The organism is Pseudomonas sp. CGJS7 (genome assembly GCF_036961695.1).
Genome location: NZ_JBAMDI010000001.1, coordinates 205571 through 227677 on the forward strand (window position 1 = coordinate 205571; position 22107 = coordinate 227677).

Annotated in this window: 19 protein-coding genes; 9 read left to right on the forward strand and 10 right to left on the reverse strand. The window is 52.8% G+C overall.

The genetic code is table 11. The features are described 5' to 3' along the window. Window positions 1-154 precede the first annotated feature (154 nt). Window positions 155-2809 carry a TrlF family AAA-like ATPase gene (locus tag V7787_RS00985; RefSeq protein WP_336084877.1) on the reverse strand — a complete coding sequence of 885 codons (2655 nt, stop codon included), beginning with the start codon at window positions 2807-2809 and terminating at the stop codon, window positions 155-157. A 653-nt stretch (window positions 2810-3462) separates the two neighbouring features. Continuing rightward, window positions 3463-4692 (reverse strand): RES family NAD+ phosphorylase, encoded by a 1230-nt coding sequence (locus V7787_RS00990; protein ID WP_336084879.1) that lies wholly within the window; start codon window positions 4690-4692, stop codon window positions 3463-3465. Window positions 4693-4976: 284 nt separating this feature from the next. On the opposite strand from V7787_RS00990, the gene V7787_RS00995 reads away from it, so the two are divergent. From V7787_RS00995 to V7787_RS01025, 7 genes are all read left to right on the forward strand, one after another. Then, entirely contained in the window at window positions 4977-5537 is a 561-nt protein-coding gene (locus tag V7787_RS00995) for a hypothetical protein (protein ID WP_336084881.1), read from the forward strand. A 14-nt stretch (window positions 5538-5551) separates the two neighbouring features. Continuing rightward, window positions 5552-6511 carry a hypothetical protein gene (locus V7787_RS01000; protein ID WP_336084883.1) on the forward strand — a complete coding sequence of 320 codons (960 nt, stop codon included), beginning with the start codon at window positions 5552-5554 and terminating at the stop codon, window positions 6509-6511. After that, a complete protein-coding gene (locus tag V7787_RS01005) occupies window positions 6498-7178 on the forward strand; it encodes a hypothetical protein (protein WP_336084885.1) in 681 nt (226 codons plus the stop codon). The genes V7787_RS01000 and V7787_RS01005 overlap by 14 nt, the downstream gene beginning before the upstream one ends. Before the next feature lie 412 nt (window positions 7179-7590). Continuing rightward, entirely contained in the window at window positions 7591-9054 is a 1464-nt protein-coding gene (locus V7787_RS01010) for an amino acid permease (RefSeq protein ID WP_442965304.1), read from the forward strand. A gap of 178 nt (window positions 9055-9232) precedes the next feature. Next, on the forward strand, window positions 9233-10153 hold the full coding sequence (locus V7787_RS01015; protein WP_336084887.1) for a helix-turn-helix domain-containing protein: 921 nt from the start codon (window positions 9233-9235) through the stop codon (window positions 10151-10153). 185 nt (window positions 10154-10338) lie between these two features. Then, entirely contained in the window at window positions 10339-11745 is a 1407-nt protein-coding gene (locus tag V7787_RS01020) for an aspartate aminotransferase family protein (protein ID WP_336084889.1), read from the forward strand. 290 nt (window positions 11746-12035) lie between these two features. Then, window positions 12036-12401, forward strand: a complete 366-nt coding sequence (locus V7787_RS01025) for a histone-like nucleoid-structuring protein, MvaT/MvaU family (protein WP_336084891.1) — start codon at window positions 12036-12038, stop codon at window positions 12399-12401. 200 nt (window positions 12402-12601) lie between these two features. Here the strand turns inward: V7787_RS01025 and V7787_RS01030 are convergent, their stop codons facing one another. The 7 genes from V7787_RS01030 to V7787_RS01060 form a co-directional block, all read right to left on the reverse strand. Continuing rightward, window positions 12602-13354 carry a hypothetical protein gene (locus V7787_RS01030; protein WP_336084894.1) on the reverse strand — a complete coding sequence of 251 codons (753 nt, stop codon included), beginning with the start codon at window positions 13352-13354 and terminating at the stop codon, window positions 12602-12604. Between the two features lie 187 nt (window positions 13355-13541). Beyond that, complete coding sequence (locus V7787_RS01035) at window positions 13542-14006, reverse strand: nuclear transport factor 2 family protein (protein WP_336084895.1); 465 nt, start codon at window positions 14004-14006, stop codon at window positions 13542-13544. Window positions 14007-14117: 111 nt separating this feature from the next. Then, complete coding sequence (locus V7787_RS01040; RefSeq protein WP_336084896.1) at window positions 14118-14684, reverse strand: flavodoxin family protein; 567 nt, start codon at window positions 14682-14684, stop codon at window positions 14118-14120. A 169-nt stretch (window positions 14685-14853) separates the two neighbouring features. Then, a complete protein-coding gene (locus V7787_RS01045; protein ID WP_336084897.1) occupies window positions 14854-15249 on the reverse strand; it encodes a winged helix-turn-helix transcriptional regulator in 396 nt (131 codons plus the stop codon). A gap of 71 nt (window positions 15250-15320) precedes the next feature. Beyond that, on the reverse strand, window positions 15321-16340 hold the full coding sequence (locus tag V7787_RS01050; protein ID WP_336084898.1) for a hypothetical protein: 1020 nt from the start codon (window positions 16338-16340) through the stop codon (window positions 15321-15323). 83 nt (window positions 16341-16423) lie between these two features. Next, window positions 16424-17542, reverse strand: coding sequence for an XRE family transcriptional regulator (locus V7787_RS01055; RefSeq protein ID WP_336084899.1), 1119 nt, complete (start codon window positions 17540-17542; stop codon window positions 16424-16426). Beyond that, entirely contained in the window at window positions 17535-18155 is a 621-nt protein-coding gene (locus V7787_RS01060) for a hypothetical protein (RefSeq protein WP_336084900.1), read from the reverse strand. Before V7787_RS01060 ends, V7787_RS01055 begins: the two co-directional genes overlap by 8 nt. A gap of 181 nt (window positions 18156-18336) precedes the next feature. Here V7787_RS01060 and V7787_RS01065 point away from each other — a divergent pair, with 181 nt between their 5' ends. Beyond that, entirely contained in the window at window positions 18337-19383 is a 1047-nt protein-coding gene (locus V7787_RS01065; protein WP_336084901.1) for a DUF4062 domain-containing protein, read from the forward strand. 52 nt (window positions 19384-19435) lie between these two features. Here the strand turns inward: V7787_RS01065 and V7787_RS01070 are convergent, their stop codons facing one another. Then, complete coding sequence (locus V7787_RS01070; protein WP_336084902.1) at window positions 19436-19816, reverse strand: hypothetical protein; 381 nt, start codon at window positions 19814-19816, stop codon at window positions 19436-19438. Window positions 19817-20328: 512 nt separating this feature from the next. On the opposite strand from V7787_RS01070, the gene V7787_RS01075 reads away from it, so the two are divergent. Continuing rightward, window positions 20329-22065 (forward strand): FAD-dependent oxidoreductase, encoded by a 1737-nt coding sequence (locus V7787_RS01075; protein ID WP_336084903.1) that lies wholly within the window; start codon window positions 20329-20331, stop codon window positions 22063-22065. The last annotated feature ends 42 nt before the right edge of the window (window positions 22066-22107 follow it).

The following is a 22107-nucleotide window of genomic DNA, read 5'->3' on the forward strand; positions in this document are numbered from 1 at the left end:
GTTCCGAGTCATTAGGATATGAGATGGTCAGGACGCCAGTCCCGGTCTCCACGCAGCAAGAAAATGAACACTCACGGCCGATGCTACCTAGGGCAGTGGCGAAATGTATGAAGCTGCAAGTCCCTGAGCGCACCGATGCCCCTGTTCGCAACCCCTAAAACTCATATTTCTCCTTGCGCTGAATGAACGCCGCCCGACCACCCTCTAGTATTTTCGCTACCTGGTCACGGATGACGGGTACATCAATGGAACCCTGAGCCTCCATGGTCAAGGAGCCGCGATTCTCTTCTGCCGTAAAGACGCCAATCCATTCCGCGTCACCAAAGACTGGAATGTTGGCGTTGTGAGTGGCGAACAAGAACTGTCTGGATGTCTTAGCGTCGCGTAATTCCGCCACGATCCTGTCCGCAATGAAGGCGTTGTCCAGGTTGTCCTCCGGTTGATCCATCAATAATGGGTCAGGGTTATCTAGGAGGAGCATGTGAAGAATGGCCGTGCACTGCTGACCAGTCGAGAGCTTGGTCAGGGGTTTAAATACCGGTTCTACATCGTCGTGAGCGACGTTGAGGGAAATATCTACACGGTGCTCCAGATCCAGCGCTTCCATCTCCATGATCTGTGAGGGCTGCAGTTTGGTAAGCGCCTCAGCAACCAGGGGCGTGGCTCCCCATTCGAGGCAAACAACGCCAGGCCCTGCAGCGATGGATTTCACGAGTGCGGAAGGAGATAGGCCTGTTGCTTCTTCGATCCAGGCCAGCCGCCTTTCGCCGACGTTTTCAAGTTTGCAGGCAAGTAGAAAGTCACGAATTGGCGTCCGATCAGCATCCGGGACGATTTCTATCTTCAGCTTCTTTTTGAGCCGCCGGCTCATTTGTTTAGCAGCTCCGATCAGCGCGCCAATGTGCTCTGCTCTGAGGTCGGACAACTCTGCTAGAAGGTTGCGGCGCTCCTGCCGAAGATCATCCAGCTGCCCCTGATGTGTAGGCAGCTTCGTCTTCAAGGGTTTAATGCCTTCAATGTCTTGCTGCAGACGCTGATACGCCGCACCGATTTCCTGACCGCTTTTGCCGGCCATGTCAGGCAGGGCGCGAAGCTCTTTTTCAAGCTCGGTGTCATGCCCTTTGACTAACTGTTCCCAGTTGCGATGCGCAGCATCGAATGACTGGACTGCTTCGTCTACAAGGCTCTGCATGGCCTTCAGATGCACCGCACAGTCCTCAGTGAGCTTCTCCAGTGACGCTCGCATGGTCAGTAGCACATCAATGTCCGGTACGCCTTTGAGGGCCTCATCATTGATAAACGAAAGCTCCGGGAAGTGACTAACGAAGGTGGGAATCGCAGTCTCGACCTGTTTCAATGCCTGCTTGGCGCTTTTGGCCATCTCTCGCTCTCGGGCGAGCAGAGAGGTTTTGGCCAGTTTGTCTTTGACGCCGAGATCCTCGAAGCCCCGTAGCTGCTCTTCTAGGTTGGGCAGGCGATCAACCTGAGAAGAGAGATCGTCGATGTCCGCTAGTGCCTTTGAGACCTTCTGTTGGTTGGCTTTTAGTCGGCCCTGCACATTAGACAGCTTGTGTCTGTATTCGCCCTCCTGGGGTAGGAACCGTTCGAGCAACTGAATGCGGCTGGATGGATCTTGGGCAAGCTCATAAATCTCGTTTTGCCCAAAGATGTCGATGGCTGGCATCAGGTCAGCAGGTGACATGGTGGACACGTCGCCATGTTCGTCACGAACCACGGGAGGCTCACCGTAGCGACGGCTCACGGTATAGCCCCGACCGTTTTGCGAGGAGGAAACCAAGCTCAGCTCGATTCGTCCTCCTTCACGGCTGAGATTCTCCTTGATGATTTCTGTGTGCAGCTTCCGGGCTTGAATACCCTTCGGGGCACAGTCAAGGACATAGCGCACACACTCCAGCAGTGTTGATTTTCCCGTACCTCGACCGCCGATGACCGTGTTTAAGTGGTCTGAGAAGTTGATCTTCACCCCATCAAGATACCCACCCGTCACAGTTAAGCTGAGCAGGCGACCAATCGGGCTTTTTACCTGAGTCGAATTCAGCCTTATGCGTGACTCCGGATCCAGGAAGGCCACCTTGAAAGCTGAGAAGGTAGGGCGGGTCATCTTGATTAAGCAGGTTGCATTGGCTTTACCGAGGTCTTCAGGCTTCGCGACGTCTTTGGCATTGATGAGCGCCATTGGTCTTTCCCGTCGGTAGGCTGCGTCCCTACCGAGAAGTACGCGACGATAGAAATCGCCATCTTCACCTTCAAGAGCTTCCACCGAATGCGGGATTTGAGCCGCTCTGAGAGCAGGATGCTTCCAGACGTGTTGCAGCCGATGTTTCAGCAAGCCGCTGTCTTGCGTGCAGTGCGCAGCATAGATGAAGCCCCCAAGCTCCTCGATCTTGTTGATTAGCTGAATGGAGCCTAAACGAGAGGGCAAAATTCGTTCTTCAGGATCAAGAAGATCTAGGTTGCCCAGGTAGCGCTCTAGCGACTGCACTGATGTGTTTTCGTCAAACAAACAGACGAAATGGGTCTTGTCGCTGGCCGCGATTTCAAAGCCCGGAAACACCACGATTCCATGGGGCGTCAGTGCCTGACGCAATGCATCGACCGCCGCCACGCTTCCGTGGTCTGCCACGCCAATCACGTTCACACCAGTTTCCCGGCACTGCTCAAGCAATGCTTGGTTGTAGGCGGCTTCGTCTACGGCCAGATCGGCGCCCCGATAGGCGGCATGGTACGAAAAGGGATTAACCTGCAGGGCACAGCGCCAGAAACGTGCGTACATGAAATGCTCTTCCATGAAAATTCCTTCATGCTAAATGCGGTGGCAGCGAACCAGCTTTACAGGAATGGCCAGACCCTGATCGTTTAATTGGACGTTCCATGCCAGCGACCTATTTCTTTTGATGCAGCGTAGCCGTTTTGAGCTATCAATGGGCAGCGTGTTGCTCGTTCTCTTCAAATGGCTGGCAAGTCGCCCCAACCACGGAGAGCTCTCAGACAGGCTTTCTGGATGGGCCAGTCGACCGGGGCTGGAGGAAGATTCATGAAGGTCGGGCAGGGACGGTGGTGAGAGCGTATGCAGGTCTAGCCGGCCAGAGCTTCTGGCTGGCTAGTGCAGAGGTTTCAGCTCACCGGCGGCGTACCTGAACTGGGCCACGAAGTGATCCTTGAAATGATCCCAGCCTTGCACGGGGGAGTGTGGTCTATCTGTAAAAGGTCAAGGTTATGATGCGTACACTCAATCGCCGTTACTGCCCCGGCAGGGGCTGGCTCCTCGTGGCTGAGATCCCGAACCCAAGCTTGAACCGTTCAGTTCGGCTAGATCTAGATAAGGATGATCTGGCGTGGGCGGATGTGAATTTCAGACAGAGGCCTTGAGCACCCATGGTGTCGATTTTGCTCACTTTCTGTAGCCTTGCTTTGAGCCTGGAATAGCGCGTGAGGAGAAGCTCAACTGCTGAGCTCGGCCGTGTGATACTCAACACGGGAGATCTCAAATACCGACACACCATTTTTTGAGGCGACGAGATCAAACTGAGGTACCCAATCAGGTGTCTGCAGTGCCTCAGGAGGACTTCGGTCAAAAAACACATAGTTAACACCACCCTCTCGCTGAACTGAGCGAAACGAGATGCCATCAAACCTCTGTTTGTCATAGTACCGAATGAATTCAGCAAGCGCTTGGGTCACAACATAATCCGTGTCATTAGCGCGCACGGGCCGGGCGATTAAGTCGTGAAGATACTCAAGCAATAGCCGACGATCAGTTCGCTCCTGATAACCAGGCTGAAACCAGCTCATTGATTGGTGCTCAAGCGCTGTGAGCGCGGTGAAATCAAAGAACTCCAACGGTCGGGTGGAGACGAATTCTGCCACCACCACTTTATCCCCAATCGAGGGCCGTACCTCCGCAATCCCCGTCTGTGCGTCGGCCGCGACATAAAGCAGTGGTACGCCTGAAGGGCTCATCCGGTTATTGGCAGCGCGATCCTTTGGGGGCGCTCCTAGCTCCTTAGCTGGATCATTTTGAAATGCAAGGAGCTGACCATGCGTGGAGGCAATTCGAGCTCGATAAAAGCGAGTGGCTTCTGGGGCAACCTTGACGACAGCAGCAACATCAGGGTTTTCGCGGCTACTTGCTCGCATCGCTTCAAAAATCAGGGACTCGAAAAACATGCTGGCATTGGTATTAAAAAACCTGCGACCATGCACCAGTTCAGCAGCTATGCGCGTCCAATCACCTTCGACCCACCATCGCTCGTGCTCCTCAGACTCAAACGGGCTTGATACCCGGCAATACTCCTGTCCGTTGAAGTAAAAATCTTCCTCATCAGCATCAGGATCAATGAGCCGTTCGGCCACCGCATCACATACGGCTTCCGATTCGCACCGGATGGCAATACCAATTATGCGACTGAGCCCCATCTCGTAACCTGGGTGAAGTCCATGGTCGATGGCAAAATGTTCGGAAAGGTGCTTTTTGATCGTGTCTGCAATTTTCCTGGAGGTGAGCGCCTCGAGCACTGAGGAGCCGCAGCAGCTGCACAGCTGTTCCTCCGAACGTTTTGAGGCCTGTTTCTTGAGCCAAGTGTCACCAATGCAGGCCACACAAACAAACATGGGTTCTTCAGCATCTTCTTTGGTGAGGATCTCATGCCAGATCTTGTCCAGTAAGGCCATTGAATTGCTTCCTTGTAGCGTTTGAGCAAGGCTAAATCGTATCACTGTCAATTAACTTCGGCACAATCTCCAAAGATGGATGGCGTGCCGGCAATGCTCAAGCAATTACACCTCGAGCTCAATGATCAAGGGCTCCTTGCCTGTGGCGGACAATCGCCATCGGTGTAGCCCGGCAGCTGCGCTGTGCATCATGTCAGGTGAAAGCACGAGGATTTCATGTGCATGATGCGCGGTAATTCGAAGGTAAGTGCTCGTGTGCGGGCCCTTACCTTCCATTTACCCCAATGCTGGCCAAATGGTATTGTCGACTGATTCTCGTCTATCGCGACTTGCCCGGCAAAGGAGACGCCAGCTTGGGAGCTCTACAGAATTCGCCATTCCTATCTCGATTTGCGACGCCAAGAATAGGGGAGGACACCATACCTGGCTTCTATTCTCCTGACCGCCAGATGTGGGTGGTTCAGTCTCCCGATGGTGAAGTCCCGATCATCGCCAACGGTGCCCTGAACGAGCTGATGACCAAGACGAAGGTCAACGCCGAGCAAGATGATGAGGCGTGCTGGCAGATTGAGTTACTGACCAAAACCTATCAGAAGGTCGAAAGCGATGATGACGATCCCAGTCCTTATCGAGGTCAATCGAATGACTCCAGCCACCTGCACCAATTCGATTCGAGTAACCATCTGCTGCAGCTCGTGACCAAAACTGATGCGATCACTGAGAGAGACGACCGGTGCAATGCCAACCACATCCTTGAGCTGATCACGAAAACCAACGTCGAGCTTGAGCGCGATGACAATGGTGATCCTACGTTCGGCTTGGACACCCGTTACTACTCAGACTGACCTGGAAGCGCATCATGCTGCTGTTGGTGACAAATCGCCGGGATATCACGATGGACTACGTGGTTGCTGAGCTTCGCCGGCGCGATCAGCCTTTTGTCCGCCTCAATACCGAGCAATTGCCCCAAGCGTTGTGCTCGATGGCGGGATTTCCTCGGGACGCTTGGTCTATTTCACTGGACGGGGTGGTTGTTCGTGGGTCGCAGATAACTGGGGCCTATTTCCGTAGGCCTGGAGCTCCAGTTGTATCCGACACGGTCACAGATCCTGGCGAGCGGGCCTACGCAGAAGCAGAGTGGAGCAGCTTTCTCAAAAGCCTCTACTCCCGCCTGGAGGGGCTGTGGCTGAATTCACCTACGAAGATCTTCATGGCTGAAGACAAGCCGATGCAGCTCCTCCTCGCGCAGGAGATTGGCTTCCACGTACCACAAGCATTCATCACGAACGACATCTTATGTGCTAGGGCCATCTCTGTGCTCGGCCATGCCGTTGGCAAGCCGCTGCGCCAAGCGGTGCTTGAAGGCGAGACGGAGCGCGTTATCTTCACCTCTCGACTCGCTGAGTTTGAGGAGGATCAGGCGGAATCAATCAGGCTGACCCCATTCATTGTGCAATCAGAAATCTTGAAGCAATACGATGTCCGAGTGACTGTCGTGGGCGAGCGTGTTTTCGCAACGGCGATCTGGTCGCAAGATAACGAGGAAACAGAAACTGACTGGCGAAAGGGTAGCCGGCCCGATCTTCGCCACGAGAAGATTGTTCTTGAGCCTAGGGTTGAGCTGCAATGCGTGATGCTTGTTCAGCAGCTTGGCCTAAGGTATGGAGCCATCGACCTGGTCTGCGATCGAGCGGGCAAATTGTGGTTCTTGGAGATCAACCCGAACGGGCAGTGGGCCTGGATCGAGAATCTAACTGGCTACCCAATTGCTTCAGCGATCGTAGACGAGCTGACGGGGAACCACATTGCTCAAACTTAAAGATCGGCTCCGCTGGCTTTGGCCGACTGTCATCCCTCTGTCACCTATTGAACAGGCCGCAGATGCAGAGTGGAAGCAGCAGATTGCTGCATCAGTGCGCGATGGAGATTGGACGACCGATAGCGAAGTGGTGCTGGAGGAATCTAGGCGACTCTTCGATGCAGAGGTTGACCGCCGCAAGGGTGCTGACGCTAAGGCAGGAATTTACCTCGCGGCCATCACGGCGCTGATACCCGTGTTGGTCTCGCTGCTGCCGACGCTATGGAGTGACAAGTCGAGCAAATGGCTAGGCTGCATGGGGCTTATGCTGTTCGCGTTTGCAGTCGCCTTCTTACTGAGTGCGGGGGCCTGGGCGTTCAGAACGCTGAAAGTTACAGGGTTCGCCCAGCTTGGCCCAGGAGAGTTAGCCACCACCTGGAAAGAAAGCTCGCCCAGAGCGGGGTTAGCCAAGCAGCTCGCTCGTGCCGTCCTTCACAATTACTCACTGGTCAACGAGAAGGTAACCGGCATCAAGATGACTCATGAGTACCTGCTTCGTGCCTTCCTGACCTTCACAATTCTGTTGGTGCTTCAGGTAGTGTGGCCGGTAGGCGCCTGGCTGGTAGAAGAGAGCACCAAGCTGATGGGTACTCCACCCCCGGTTTCATTGATCATGTGTTACTCGTAAATCCGGAGCGTCCTGGCTTGCTACCGCGATAGGCGCCGCTCGGTGAAGCTGGGCAGCGAGCAGATTGTTGATTGAGCAATGCGCCTTTGTCCGTCCAAGTTTCCTTCCACTTTTAGCCCTCGTCTCGGTCATCCCGAACACGCTTCCAGGGCTGCCTGCATTCGCAATCTGGATAGTTTTTCTGAGCGCCCAGCGACCATTATGTACGAGCTGCAGACGCTGTTGAGCGCGTCACTGCAAGCGAATATGAATAAGCACATTAAAACAATAATTTCTGCTGCCAGTTAAGCTTATGAATCTGCCATCGCCCCATTCAGTCTTTAAAGATGTTTGGTGCTGATTTTGACTATTTCGGGTGCTCATCAAGGACGACTAGCTCCTGTATCCGATAATTTTCTATATGGTGGAAAATATGAGCTGGTCAGAAGCAGATCTACAATCGAGTGGCCAGGGGGCTGCAAAAGCTGGTCGCCAACTTGGAATAGGGTTCAAGCCGCGCCACCTGACGATGATGTCAATCGCAGGAGTAATTGGTGGTTCATTGTTCGTTAGCTCTGGAAGCGTAATTCATAATGCCGGGCCAGCTGCCGTTCTAGCTTACCTTGCCGGGGGCATTCTCATGATGCTGATTATGAGGATGCTAGGCGAGATGGCTACTACCTCACCCGACACTGGTTCATTTTCGACATATGCCGATAGAGCTATCGGAAGTTGGGCAGGGTTCACGATTGGATGGCTCTACTGGCTTAGCTGGGTGTGCATAATGGCATGGGAAGCTTATGTTGCCGGCAAAATTCTCCACGGCTGGTTTCCAGCGATTAGCATGAACGCATTTGTGCTGGGAATTACTCTGCTTCTAATGAGTGTGAACTTCTTCAATGTCCGGCATTTTGGTGAGATGGAGTTTTGGTTCGCTCTCATAAAGGTGGTGGCAATTTGCAGTTTTCTTGCTATCTGCACCCTGGCGGCTATGCACGTCTGGCGAGGTGGTGAGGTAATCGGAGTTGCCAATTTGACCGCGCATGGATTCGTGCCGAACGGTGTTGGAGCAGTTGTTGGTGCAATGCTTGGGGTGATGTTTGCATTTTTAGGCGCTGAGATCGCGACCATTGCGGCCTCTGAGTCAAAAAATCCTCAAGAACAAATCGCCAAAACCACCAAATCGGTCATCTGGCGAGTAGGATTGTTCTACGTGGGCTCCATTTTTCTGATCGTATGCTTGGTGCCTTGGAATGATCCGTTCCTGGGCGAGTCAGGCTACGGTGCATATCGTCGTACGCTTGAGCTGCTGGGGGTACCGGGTGCCGAATACCTAATGAATTTTGTGGTGTTGACTTCCGTAAGTAGCTGTCTTGTGTCGGCTCATTACACAGCCTCTCGGATGTTGTTTTCACTGGCTGTCCGAGGTGATGCTCCCTCGGTACTCAAGCGCACTCGTCACGCGAACGGCGCACCAATATGGGCAATCTTGGCGTCATGTGCAGTGCCGGTTGTGTTGGCTCTGATGAATTTTAGCGAGGCGCTGCGCCCCAAGGACGTTCTAGACACGCTGATGAACGTTACGGGCTCGACCGCCTTACTGGTGTATTTGGTGATCGCATTTTCGCAATTACGGATGCGACGTAAATTGCAAGAGCAGGGCACCCTGATACCTATGAAAATGTGGATGTATCCGTGGCTCACTTGGGCGGTGATCAGCTTCATCAGTATTTGCTTGGTGATGATGATGCTAAGTCCAGATTACCAATCGGTTATTTTCTCAACAGGCGGCTTGACGCTGTGCATCATGGCTGTCGGAATAATCCGACAGACACGCAGCCCAAAGAACACCGCTACCGGTGCAAGTGAAACTCAAGCGAAGGCGCTGCTAAGGTAGCGTGCAGAATCACCTGCTAGCCGCCAGGCAGCAACGAATGGGCCGATATGGACGCTGCTCGCCGCCCGCATCAGTGTTGAATTGCCAGATACCCGCGGTTCTCCATGGGGCTTGCCGAGGCACACGATTCTGGGGTAATTGGATCAGTGGTTGCTCAAAACAGTCAGAGGTTCTCAGCATGCCATCGTTAGTCGAGTACCGATCCTTCGACGTGGTTCATCAGGCTAGGTTGCTTGGAAATTGGGATCAGAAGTACACCCAGCTTTCTCCAGGGCGATTTGAAGGTTCGGTGACTGAGCTTAGGTTGGACGGTTTGACGCTTGCACGGGAGCGCATGAACACTGCGGTACAACAAGCCGGCAGCCTCCCGGCAAGGAGTTTTGCAGTCTCGCACCCGATCAATCCACACGGCTTACACCATCTGGATTGGCGGAGAGATCTCAAAGACGGCTCTGGCCTGATGAACTCGTCTGGTCGGTATCGGGTGATGTCTTCGGAGTTTTCTGATGTGTTGGTACTCGTCGTTGCTGCTGATACGCTGGCGGAGCACCTAGATAGGCTTGGCCTAGGTGTGGTTGTCTCAAAAATTCGGACGCTCAGTCTGCCGGAGGGATTTCAAGCAATGGCCCTGGATATGCTCGATCAATCGCAGTTCGAGCTATCGGACGATTTCTGCTCGGAATCGTCAGCACGGTTGCTCGATTCGCTAGCGTCGCCTCTATGTGAAAGCTCCCAAAACGAGAGCGCGCGGACTTGGCGAACTGATCGCTTCGGCATAGTCAATGATGCTTGTGATGCGGCTGAAGAGGAGGGTTTAAGCACAGCCACCCTTCAAACCATGTGCCAAGGTGCCCGAGTGAGCCTTCGTATCCTTCAGTACGCTTTTCGCGAAGTGCTTGGTGTAACCCCTTTGAAGTGGCTTAGGATCGCGAGGCTAAATGCCGTACACAGCGATCTGATATGTCATCGTCCAACGGGGATAACTCAATGCGCCTTAGCCTATGCTTTTACCCATTTAGGCCGATTCTCCGTCGAATATCGCTCAATCTTTTATGAGACTCCTCGACAGACATTACATCGTGCCCGTTGCGACGCTTAAGCTGTGACGCCGAATCACACTGTAACACTGGGTTGGCCGCCAACAGTGTTCGCAAAACGGATATTTAGACTTTCATCAAACAGTTATAAATAATTAGCACGGCATCACTGACATGCTGCATGAGTGGCATGGTTGGTGTCGGCAGTATCACTCAGCCATAATTTCCCATCAGTCAGGTGACTAATATGCTTGCGAGTAAAGTAGGGGTTAACTCGTCTTTGGATCAGATGTCAGATCTGCACTTGATAGACATGCAGACTCAGCTTCATCCATTCACGGACGCTCGAGTTCATGCCGAACAAGGTGCTCTGATCATTGAGCGCGGAGATGGAATTTACGTGATCGATTCTGATGGCAAACGTTACATAGAAGGAATGTCAGGTCTGTGGAGTGTCGCTGTTGGATTTAACAATAAGCGACTGGTTGAGGCTGCAACGAAACAGCTAGATAAACTTCCGTACTACCATCAGTTCATCAACAAAACGCTCTCTCCTTGTATTCAGCTTTCTGAGAAATTGCTGCAGATTGCTCCAATACCAATGAGCAAGGTTTTTCTTGCCAATTCTGGCTCCGAAGCCAATGACACTGCGGTAAAGCTCGTTTGGTATTTCAATAACTCAAAGGGCCAAGCGCAAAAAAAGAAGATTATTTCACGGAAAAACGGGTACCACGGAATTACGGTTGCTGCCGCGAGCCTCACTGGACTGCCTACGACTCACAAGGCATTTGACTTACCGCTACCAGGCTTTCTTCATGTCAATGGCCCTCTTGTATATCGGGATATGAGAGTCGGTGAATCAGATGAGTCCTATGCTGATCGGCTAGCGGATGAGCTTGAGCAAGTAATCCTGAGAGAGGGGCCTGAAACGATTGCAGCATTTTTTGGTGAGCCTGTGATGGCAGCAGGTGGTGTGCATATTCCACCTGCAACCTATTGGCAAAAGATCCAGGACATATGCCGCAAGTATGACATTCTTATCGTCGCAGATGAGGTGATCACCGGGTTCGGTCGTACGGGTTCTATGTTCGGTTGCGAGACTTATGGCATCAAACCAGATATCCTGGTTCTCTCTAAGCAGATCACATCCTCTTATCAACCTCTTTCCGCCGTTTTAATTAACCAACGTGTGTACGAAGGCATTGCTGATCAAAGTAGTGTCATCGGCACGTTCGCGCATGGATTTACCGGTGGCGGTCACCCCGTTGCTGCGGCCGTTGCGCTGGAGAATATCGCCATCATAGAGGAGGAGGGACTGGTTGAGCGTGCTGATAAGATGGGTCAACTGCTACAAAAAGCCTTGCGTGGTTTTGAGAGTCATGAACTCGTAGGGAACGTGCGTGGTGTAGGACTCATCGGGGCGGTCGAACTGGTTGCTGACAAAGGCACAAAGGCTCCTTTCGGTGAGCCTGGAACCCTTGGTCGTTATCTTGTGGCTCGAGCGCAGGAAAATGGCCTCGTGTTGAGAGCTATCGGCGATTCCATCGCATTTTGTCCGCCGCTGATCATTTCAGAAACCGAGATCGATCAGCTGATCAGTCGTTTCGCTCGTGCGTTGGATCAAACCGCAGCATGGTACCGTGGCAAAAAATAAGTCTGCTTGTAACTGCTCCTGTGGATTCTAATGCACCTTAGAGCCACAGGAGCTCTCTGCACAGTGCTACTCACTGCCTACACACAACTGTAACGTGAGATCACGATCTCCTCAGCTGGCTCTGTCCACGACCATTGGGTGACATTCACTTGTCTATTTCTCTATCGGTCAAGCCTGGGTTCGGGATTAGGTTGCAGATACCGCTACGCAACCTCGGCGCGCTGTCGAAATTCGCATTTTTCTCGTCCCACATGTAGTCTTGTCGTACCTGTACATCAAAGGATTCACACATGTCTCGCCTCGCCGAATACCGTCGTCTTGAACAGCAGCTCGCAGCTCAGCTTGCTGAACTGGAAGCCATGAAAGATGACAATGGGCTTAAGCAAGAAATGGAGTTTGAAACCAAACTGCGCAGCCTTCTCGGAGAGTATGGCTACAGTTTGAGAGAGGTCATCAACATCTTGGATCCTCAGGCTGGCGCGCGTCAGGTGAACGCTGCTGCAAGCACCACCGGTACTCGCAAACCGCGGGAGACGAAAACCTACAAAAACCCGCATAATGGCGAGCTTGTTCAAACCAAGGGCGGGAACCACTCGGTGTTGAAAGCTTGGAAAAGCCAGTACGGCTCGGACACTGTGGAGAGCTGGCTTCAGTAAGAAGCCTGATACCAAGAGCCTCCTTCGGGAGGCTTTTTCGGAGCGTGAGTTGAGGTGTCCATCCCACGGACGCTACCTACTGCTAGATCATGAAACCTGACAGTCAAAGTCCATGTCTTCGCTACAAGGTGGGGGAGGTATGCGGCTAGATTTGCCTTCCTCGCAAATCCTGCGCCATCCGGCGTGAAGGAACACCCGCTTCAGAGTGAGATGAGCTTCCTACTCGGATCTTGCTGCATGAAGAGCAGGATATCGAAAATTCGACCTGGCTCGGTTTGAAGGCCAGGGTGGTCGCTTTTTTGAACGGCGTCGGTCAAGTGATCCTTGTTTTGCTCCCAACATTGGCCTAGCGCGAAGGGCAGACTGCAGAGTTTTTGGCCGGCGGCTTTGAGGGTGTCGCTGGGGAGCAGGTACCGAGGGCTACCGAACCCTCGAACGCCGGCGTTCTGTAACCCCTTTCTAACCTGGCTATCAAGCGCTGGCATGAATCCCGTTATGAGTAGTAAGGCTTTCATGGGGTAGGTGACGTTGGTGTTATCGATGAACAATGCGTCGGCAAGCATCTTTAGGACACCGAGCAGCTCTGCATCAAAATGAGCCGTTGACGGATACAGTTTTTCACTAGCGAAAATCCGGTGACCATCGGAACACAGCGCGAAGGCACCAAGTTGGTGAATGTCAAAACGGACAAGCGTGGCGTGAAGGCTCGGGCTGCACAGAGCAGATGCGGCTTGAGCGGGCAGGTGCAGCAGTGGGGCTTTACGCGCTCCAGCACCCCAACTCATCAAAGCATGTCGTAGCGCGTCAGCTAAATTTGCGGCGTTATGCGGCGTCAGAGCGCTCAGGTAGGCTTTAGAGATCTGCCTTACTGTGTAGAAGTCATCATGGTAGGAGGCATTGAACCGGTTGATCGCCGAACAGATGTCTGTCTCTTCACCTACCACTCTAAGCATGTCTGATCCATTGAAAAAGAGGGAGCAGGCGCCGCGAGGGGCCCGTCAGGATGGTTGCGGAATATTCACTAGCGCCGATTTTAGCATCAAATCGCCATCTTTTTAGCCTTGCGACTGAGGCTATTTATGAATGCTGAGGGTGCGCGGAATTGCGATCTCTAGCCCAACCTAATCTCGGTTACGCATCTCAGAACATGGAATTTCCGTTTGCTGCCTGCTCTGGTACTGCCTGGATGACGTCCCAGTGCTCGACAATTTTCCCATCTTTGACGCGGAAAATATTTACGATCGCACGACCTCTGTCATCAGGCCCGCTTTTTGAATGATTGTGTAACCAGACTAGGTCACCATCGACTGCTGACCGCAGGATCTGCGAAGTCGCATCTGGATTTTTCTTGAAATAGTCCGTAAAGAAGCTCACGAAGGGGGCCTTGCCGTCAGGCACCTGAGGGTTGTGCTGCTTGTATGACGAATCTACAACTTTGGAAGCTTCTGCTACCTGGTGCTTGTTAAAGAAGGCGTTGTAGAAATCTACAACAAGCCTACGGTTATGCTCTGCATCGTCTGAGGGGGAGGCCTGAGCAGCTGCACCAGCCAGAAAATAGTAACCGAGGGTGAGTGGGATTAACGCAAAAATTGTCTTACGCATCATGAGACCCCATGCTTTTTCGTCAACTTTTCCGCTGAGATGCGGGCACTCGTCAACGCTAGCCGAAATAAGCCGGCTTGGCCCGCCATAAAGCACAAACCAAGCCGATGATGATCAGGACAGCTTCGCAGCGATCTCAGCTACGCGCTTACCTAGCAGCTTCGCTGTCTCCAAATCGCCGGAACGTGGAGCTTCATCAGGAGAGGCATCAGATGGGGAGACCGCCAAGGCGCCCGCAAAACCAGCAGTCCAGTTGATGTCTGAAGGGCCATGAGCCTTGGTGTTCGCAGGCATTAGCCCAGTACCTACCCAGATTTGTCCATGCTGCTGGGAAAGCGTCCAGAAGTACTCGATAGTCGAGAATTTATCGCCATTCACAGACGCGGAGTTCGTGAAGCCAGCTGCAACCTTATTCTTCCATGCTTGGCCGAACCAAGGCTTGGAGGAAGCATCGGCGAACTTCTTAAACTGCCATGCTGGCCCGCCCATGTAGGTCGGGCTGCCATAGATAATCGCGTTCGCTTGGCTGATTTCCTCCCAAGCTGCCTCAGGCAGGTTACCCTCGGGATCGATTGCGAAGAGCTTAGCACTCGCAAGGGAAGCGGCCCCTGCATGAACGGCTTCTGCTTGCTTGGCCGTGTGGCCATATCCGCTGAAGTAGACAACTGCAACTGTAGTCATAGCGATTTCCTTAACGAGTTGAGGATTTTTGAGCGGGATTGGTAACCAGCTCATTAGGATTCGCGTATGACTATAGAGCCTGAGCGCGTAGGCGTGAAGATAGTTACCTCAGGGAAACCTACTCATTATGAACACATCTTCATAAAGGTCGAATTTGGTTGAAAATTATCTACCGATGTAGTGGCTCTACAATTCCACCAAGGTTGAGATCATAATTGCTCTGAGCCTGAAGCACTGCTGCTGCATTTTTCTCCGCCCACGCAATCGTCACCGCAACTGCATCCGCCAGTGTCGCACCCAGGTTTGTGAGAGAGTACTCCACAGAAGTAGGAACGGTATCGATAGGTGTTCTAAGAATCAACCCGTCTCGCTCAAGTCGCTTAAGCGTTTGTGACAAAACTTTTTGAGAAATTCCTTCAATTTGCCGAAGTAGTTCGTTGAACCTCCAAGTTCTGTCGTGCAAAAGACCTAGAATCAACATGGCCCACTTATCCGCAACACGCTGGAGTATAAAGCGTGTTGGGCACTCCGATGCATACGGATTCCAAGGTGACAAAGTGCTCATGGATTTTGACTCTCGCTAAAGTGCTGCAGGGATATTTCCAATACCTATGGGTTAGGGCGTGTCCCTGAGTTTTATTTCAATTTTGACGACAACAAATCGAATGTTTTAATACCGTGAGGGACGAGGTGCTCCGCCACAAAGCTTTGAATGAAAAGCCCCTGTTTTACAATGGGCGGCAGAGCACCTTTAGCACAAAAATCATCATCCATCTCATATGCCAAAAGCTCTTTTGAGTAATTTGGGATTAGAGAGAGACTGCTTTCGATGAGATCCTTTTTAGCGAGCAACCTATATCGATTGCTGATAATAAATCCGAAGCTATCTTGTAAACTCCAGTGGCGCGTAAGCTCGCCCTTGCTGAAGTAGTGTTTGTGGCGGTGGTAGAGGTTTGTGAAATAGACGGCGTCAACGCGCGAATAAGTTTCTGGATTTGCAAAAGGTGCGTCGCTAAACAGTCCGTTATGCCCGACGAGGTAGTGCAACCACTTTTGCATGTCCTGGGGCGTGTCACAGCAAACAGCTAGGATATTGAGCTCAGTTTCGCTTGGGGTCGGGCTGAATTTCTGGTGGGCGCTTTCCAGGAAATCCTTGAGTTTGTTGTCCAGGTTCGGCTGAACCACGAGTGGTTTTGACGATTCAGGATTGAAAAACTGTGTGAGCTCCTCTGGGAGCTTAAGAAAATCTGGATGGCGCCCCAAGAAATTTAGATGGAACGCATCCTGGCTATCAATTTCCTCAGTCTTGGTGTAGTCCGCGCATTTGACCTCGATATTATAATTCACGCCATCTACTGAGAAGGAGCAGTCCACATCCTTTGGGGGATTAAGTTTTGGCTCGTATTTGAAGGTGTCGGGGTATGCAGCAGCAAAGTGCCCACAAATTGTAAGCTCACACGCCGTCTGCAGGTAATGCTTCTCTGAGAATGACTGTGGGTTTGGTCTCAACTTGGAATCGCGAAGGTTCCTGAGCTCTTTAGTAGAAAGGAACGGCGTCAGTTTTTCCAATAGCTGGTGCAGATCGTTCTGATAGGCGACTGATGCGTCAGAGTCGTTAAAGTATGCATTATGAGGTGTAGATTGCTGGTCGTTCATGTGACTCTGCCGGTAGGAGGTCAATTTTAGGCGCTGTGCCAGATGACCAAGGAGATTTGCGCTTAGGTGGAGATGACTCCGATCTATCCCTGAGATTCGCCAGCCTTTATCAGCCTTAAAGGTGACGTAGGTACCTTAAGCATGAACTGGGTTTCGACCATCTGGCTGGTCATCCCAGCCCCTGCGAGAACCCGACTCCATGTCGAGAAGTCCAGTAGATCAATCGCTCGTTGAACAAGCAGGGGAGATTCCATCGGAATAAGCTCATCGAACTCTTCATGTTTGGTAAAGCCTTTCCGCGCGAGGTAGGTAAATCCGCTCTTGGCTTGATCGGCGGTAAGGAGATCCAAAGCCCGGGCGCGATAAATTAGCGCCTTGAAGCTGACCTTCCAGCGGAGCTTCAGCTCTTTCAATGCTGGCCAGTTCAGATACTTGCCCCGCATTGCCGGAAACTCCGCGGCGAAGCTCGCCCTCGGCATAAGGAGGGCACTGGCAAACTGGTTGGCTTGCTCTTCTGTTTCACGGCAACCAGTTTCTATACCTTGATGCATAACCAGATGACCGAGCTCGTGTGCCAGATCGAACCGCTGCCGTCCTGGGTTCACTTTTGAGGTGTTGCGGACGATCAAGGGGCGTTTGTTGAATAGAGAGAATGCGTCAATGCGATCATCTGCGTCAGCCAAGTTAACGACGAGCACACCTATTTTTTCCGCCAGCTTGGTAACGCTTGAGAGAGGGCCCAAACCTATGCCTTGCTCTCTTCTAAAACGCTCGGCCACCTGTTCAATTTTCCCAGCACCGGTAACCGGCTCCTCGATCACGTGAAAATCGACGGCGGGAAACGCTACCTCTTTGTCCAGTTCATCAACGAGCAGCTCAAACATCTCAACCTGGGCGGCAATCGTTTTCTTCAACGTCTGGGTTGAGGTGCGCACACTGCGGAAGTGACATTGCTCAAGCTCAACACCACTCTTGCGGGGAGTAAAAAAGAAGCTTTCTTTGACGTTCAGAATTTCGCAGAGCTGCTTCAACTGACCCGGGTTGGGAATTGAGTTGATCTCAAGCTTATGCGCGTATTGCCTAGTCACGCCAAGGAGCTCGCCGATTTCGGCAAGGGAGCGCCCCGAGGCGCACCTCGCGAGGCGTAGCTTGTCGGGTGAAAACTCGTCACCCAGAGGCAGGAGGCCTGTTGTGTCATTCATCTTTCAAGTCAGCGTCTTTCGTTTCTTTCTGCCCAGCGTCCTTGTCGCGACGAACTGGCAGAGAATCATCAATTTCAACAACAGGGGAGAGCTCTGTGGTGCGGACAGAAAGCAGAGGTTCGTAATTATGCGTCCACTTGCTGATGACATTGCGGTTGGTGTCGAAGCCCAAGACAGAGACGGTCAGCGTTGGGCCATCAGGATTTCTATCGCTGTCGACATACAACCGCCAGGTAACGTTCCCGTCAGTGGCCGGCCCCAGCAAACTGTCGTGGTAAAGCTCAACGACGTTTTTCTCCACGCGATAACCCTTCTTGCGTGTGTCCGGGTCATCCGTCACCACCTGCATCAAAACCCCATCAATGCTGATCGTGTAATCCAACGTGTTGTTGACGAGCTTGAACCAAGGGAGGTCACCCTGGCGATGTAGGCGCCTAAACCGACCATGGATGCGACCGTAAGGAAAAATCCCTTTCGTCCAGTTGGTGTCATCTTCAGTGGATGTGGCCTCAAGCGCTTTGTAAGCAGCATCCAAAAGGTTGTTGCAGACGACATCAAGATGGGCGCGGCTGAGCTTCGGCTCAAGCTCACTTGGATGGTGATGTTCAGGCATGCATTTCTCCGAAAAGCGTGCAAATAATCTATAGTGTCAACCGAGATTTTTGTGCATAATTCTGAGAATGTCAACCTCTGACGTTACGTGTCAGTGTGTTCAATTGTCGTGCCCAATTGGGGCGCGCAACGTCTGCTCAAGCGCTGTGGGCTTGCCGAATCTTGGGGTGATTGGGGGTTTTATGAACGTGTTCATCAGCTCTGTCGTGCGTAATTTTGAGAGCTATCGTGCGGCAGCCAAGAAGGCTGTCTTACTGCTCGGGCATGTGCCAGTGATGTGTGAGGACTTTGGTGCTCGGCCGTATTCCTCTCAGGAAGCCTGCATGACTGAAGTAGAGCAGGCGGATGTGGTGGTGCTTGTCCTGGGTGCTGACTTCGGGTTCAAAACTGAATCTGGCGAGTCGGTGACGCAGCAGGAGTTCCGACGCGCTCGAGCCACTGGCAAACCTATCCTGGCATTCCTACATGACGTCGCGGTGGAAGGGCCGCAGCAAGAATTTCGATGGGAAGTATCGGATTACGTCGACGGGCTCTTCCGTGCCACATTTGCCAATGAGCACGAGCTGTCTGATGGTGTCGTCCGGGCTCTGAGTCAGCTAAATATGAGCCGTAGTGCCGTTGGTGAGGCAGAATTCGCGCAGCGGCTGGAGATTCGAAACTCTAATAGCCGTTGGGGCGGCAGAGATCACGAAACCCGACTCGAGCTGGCTTTCCTGCCTCAGCCGGCTAACCCGGGTAGCTTGCGCTCCATCCACTCTGAACACGAATCCTATTTCTTGAAGTTTTGCCATGCTGGACTAGGCACCGTCAAAGCAGGCTATGAGGATTTCGACAGGGACGAACTCACAGGAATTGATGCTCCCGGCCTGGTCTGGCGGCATCACGACAGTGGTCTGTCTTGGTTGTCGATGACTCTCGCAAACCCAACGCGTCCGTCCAACCACTTCGACGGGTATTACGTATCGCCGACCCAAGTGAGGCGCTTGGCGGAAGCTGCATATGACATCCTTTGCCAAGGCCGAGGAGGGTGGTTTCAGTTGTCTCTCCACGGCGTGTCATACAAGGTTTTTGCAGAACCGCCTGCCGTTGCGACAGGGAGTTTCACTATGTCGCACCGCTCAGAGCAAGAGCTGCAGGAGCGCCGGCTACTCATCCCGGCGACCTCTGCGGCTTATGGACGATGGCTAGATGACGTGATGTTCAAGTTCAAGCGTAAGCTTTCGTCTTAAGTTGCTTTTGCGCCTGGCACTGGTATGCCAGGCGCAGTTGAGCTCAAAGCGCCTAGCTGGGTGAAACGTACAGTGCCATCCCGCGTTCCGCTACCTCCTCGAGCTTGAAAAACCTCCCAGCCGCTTTCAGTGCGGGGAAGACCACACATGCAGCGTAGGGCTCACTGTATTGAGTCGTTAATCCTTGAACGTCGAACACTATTTGGCCTGGCGGGAACCCCAGGTTTTGAGCGTGTTCAAGGTTGTGAAGTGCCCCCTCCTGTTCCCCGTTAGCCTCAGCGACTTCAATGACCTTCTGGCGGAGCGTGTCCACATCGCCGTCAGCCACTTCGGTGAAAAACTGCTGCCTGCGGTGCCTTGCGTAGCCAAATCCTGCGGCATTTGCAGAGCCAATCCGGTTCAACGCAATGCATGCAACAGTAACAAGCTCCATACCTTTCCTCCTTCGGTTTGCCGGCGCAGCTCCTACTCATAGATCAGAAAGGAAAGTCACGCCAGGATTGCTCAATTGCCTGCTGGCACCCTGCCGCCAATACAGAAATTCCGCACACGCTTGTCTCGGATCGCCCGTCTTCCAGAACAACTGAAGCGAATCTAACCGCGGCAGGATTTTGATAACTCAATTTGCCCTCTCGCAGTACCAGGATGTCCTCCGTGCAGCTGGCGAAGCCTCCTTTCAGCATTGGAAGACGATGCGTCACGTCCCAATTTTTGTGAGTTAAGAACCCACGATGGGTCTCGTCGGCGGGTAGCTTACTTGCCCGAAACAACCGTTCTAGAGCTGTTCCTCACCTGGCTGATCTGCCCGTAGGGCAAGCGGCAAGCAAAATTACCATATGACAAACCGTTTACACATAGGATAACCGGATGCTAATTTTTGCTCACCTGCTAGGTGGCGCCCCTGTCGGGCGTCGTTACCGGTAGTCCACGGTTTGGAGAACCAGCATGAAAAAACAAGAAATTTATGAATGCGATGTCCTGGTGGTTGGATCAGGAGCTTCGGGCATGTCTGCCGCCATTACGGCTAAGCATCATGGTTTGAACGTAGTGATGGTCGAGAAGGGTTCGACCTTTGGCGGTACTTCTGCTCGATCTGGTGGATGGTTATGGATTCCGTGCACCTCGCTTGCTCAAGCATGGGGGCATAGCGACTCTCACGATGCGGTGAAGACGTACCTGAAGCATGAAGGAGGGAATTCCTACAACGAAGAACGCGTGGACGCTTTCCTGCGGCATGGAAGCCCGGCAGTAGATTTCTTCCTCAAACACACTGCCGTCAGATTCGATATGCCACTGGTGTTCCCGGACTACCATGCTGAAGCGCCTGGCGCCATGCAGGGCGGCCGTTCGATGGTTGCAAGACCGTTCGATGCTCGGGAGCTTGGTAAGCGCATGGAGCAACTTGAGCCACCGCTTCCTGAACAGACGGTTCTAGGGATGATGATCGGCTCAGGCCCGGACATTAAGCACTTCATGCGTGCAACCAGGTCGCTGGAGTCAGCGATTTACGCTACGAAGCGACTCTCCAAGCACATTTGGCAGACCATTAAATATGGCCGTGGGATGACGCTCACTAACGGGAATGCTCTGATTGGTCGGCTGGCCAAGTCAGCGTTTGATATGGAACTACCAATCTGGCTGCAATCCCCAGTTACTGAGCTGATTATCGAAGGCGGCGCGGTTGTAGGGGCTCGCGTGCGGAGAAATGGTGAAGAGGTAGTCGTTCGGGCGGCGAGGGGGGTCGTATTGGCTGCCGGGGGGTTCCCTCATGACATTGAGCGCCGCAAAGCTCTCTACTCGCACACTAAAACCGGCAACGAACATTGGACGCCTACTCCTAAAACCAACACCGGCGATAGCCTGAAAATGGTCGAAAAAATGGGAGGCAAGCTCAACACGAATCTCCCTAATCCTGCGGCATGGACACCAGTGTCTCTGACCACGCGTAAGGATGGAACTCAGGGTGTCATGCCGCACTTCATTGATCGTGCAAAGCCAGGTGTGATCGCGGTTACTCGGAGCGGCAAACGATTCACCAATGAAGCCGACTCGTATCACGACTATGTCCAAGCCATGATCAAAGCCTGCAGCCAAGAGCCCGAAGTATGCTCCTGGCTCATTTGTGACCACTACACGCTTCGACGTTATGGATTGGGGTGTGTAGCCCCATTCCCACTGCCAATAGGCAGGCACCTGAAAACTGGCTACCTGATCAAGGGCAAAACATTGGGTGCGTTGGCGAAAGCAGCAGGGATTAACGAGCAGCAGCTGGTAGAAACCGTCACACAATTCAATGTCTCCGCGTCAGCGGGCCATGACCTTGAGTTCGGCAAAGGCTCAAAAGCGTACAACCGCTATCAAGGAGATGCCTACCGCGCGCCAAACCCTTGCGTCGCACCTATCGAGCGCGGGCCTTTCTATGCAGTGAAGATCGTCCCAGGAGACATTGGTACCTATGCCGGCATCGCAGTGGATCGCAACTGCCAGGTACTCGGAGCGGATGACCGGCCGATCCAAGGGCTATTCGCTGTGGGTAATGACTCTGCAAGCATCATGGGAGGCAACTATCCGGGAGCGGGTATCACCTTGGGCCCTGCGCTGACCTTTGGTTACGCCGTAGGGATTCACTTAAGCAATGCTGCACGAGTGGATGACGCCAGCTTGGTGAGAAAAACCGGTTGATAAGGGCGACATTGAATCGAGTCGTACGTCACCCGCAATGAA

Coding starts and splice junctions, on each gene's coding strand:
- V7787_RS01015 (WP_336084887.1), top strand. CDS start 9,233: ATGCCATCGTTAGTCGAGTACCGATCCTTCGACGTGGTTCATCAGGCT.
- V7787_RS01040 (WP_336084896.1), bottom strand. CDS start 14,684: ATGACTACAGTTGCAGTTGTCTACTTCAGCGGATATGGCCACACGGCC.
- V7787_RS01025 (WP_336084891.1), top strand. CDS start 12,036: ATGTCTCGCCTCGCCGAATACCGTCGTCTTGAACAGCAGCTCGCAGCT.
- V7787_RS01050 (WP_336084898.1), bottom strand. CDS start 16,340: ATGAACGACCAGCAATCTACACCTCATAATGCATACTTTAACGACTCT.
- V7787_RS01055 (WP_336084899.1), bottom strand. CDS start 17,542: ATGAATGACACAACAGGCCTCCTGCCTCTGGGTGACGAGTTTTCACCC.
- V7787_RS01060 (WP_336084900.1), bottom strand. CDS start 18,155: ATGCCTGAACATCACCATCCAAGTGAGCTTGAGCCGAAGCTCAGCCGC.
- V7787_RS01070 (WP_336084902.1), bottom strand. CDS start 19,816: ATGGAGCTTGTTACTGTTGCATGCATTGCGTTGAACCGGATTGGCTCT.
- V7787_RS01045 (WP_336084897.1), bottom strand. CDS start 15,249: ATGAGCACTTTGTCACCTTGGAATCCGTATGCATCGGAGTGCCCAACA.
- V7787_RS01075 (WP_336084903.1), top strand. CDS start 20,329: ATGAAAAAACAAGAAATTTATGAATGCGATGTCCTGGTGGTTGGATCA.
- V7787_RS01000 (WP_336084883.1), top strand. CDS start 5,552: ATGCTGCTGTTGGTGACAAATCGCCGGGATATCACGATGGACTACGTG.
- V7787_RS00990 (WP_336084879.1), bottom strand. CDS start 4,692: ATGGCCTTACTGGACAAGATCTGGCATGAGATCCTCACCAAAGAAGAT.
- V7787_RS00995 (WP_336084881.1), top strand. CDS start 4,977: ATGCTGGCCAAATGGTATTGTCGACTGATTCTCGTCTATCGCGACTTG.
- V7787_RS01035 (WP_336084895.1), bottom strand. CDS start 14,006: ATGATGCGTAAGACAATTTTTGCGTTAATCCCACTCACCCTCGGTTAC.
- V7787_RS00985 (WP_336084877.1), bottom strand. CDS start 2,809: ATGGAAGAGCATTTCATGTACGCACGTTTCTGGCGCTGTGCCCTGCAG.
- V7787_RS01030 (WP_336084894.1), bottom strand. CDS start 13,354: ATGCTTAGAGTGGTAGGTGAAGAGACAGACATCTGTTCGGCGATCAAC.
- V7787_RS01065 (WP_336084901.1), top strand. CDS start 18,337: ATGAACGTGTTCATCAGCTCTGTCGTGCGTAATTTTGAGAGCTATCGT.
- V7787_RS01020 (WP_336084889.1), top strand. CDS start 10,339: ATGCTTGCGAGTAAAGTAGGGGTTAACTCGTCTTTGGATCAGATGTCA.
- V7787_RS01010 (WP_442965304.1), top strand. CDS start 7,591: ATGAGCTGGTCAGAAGCAGATCTACAATCGAGTGGCCAGGGGGCTGCA.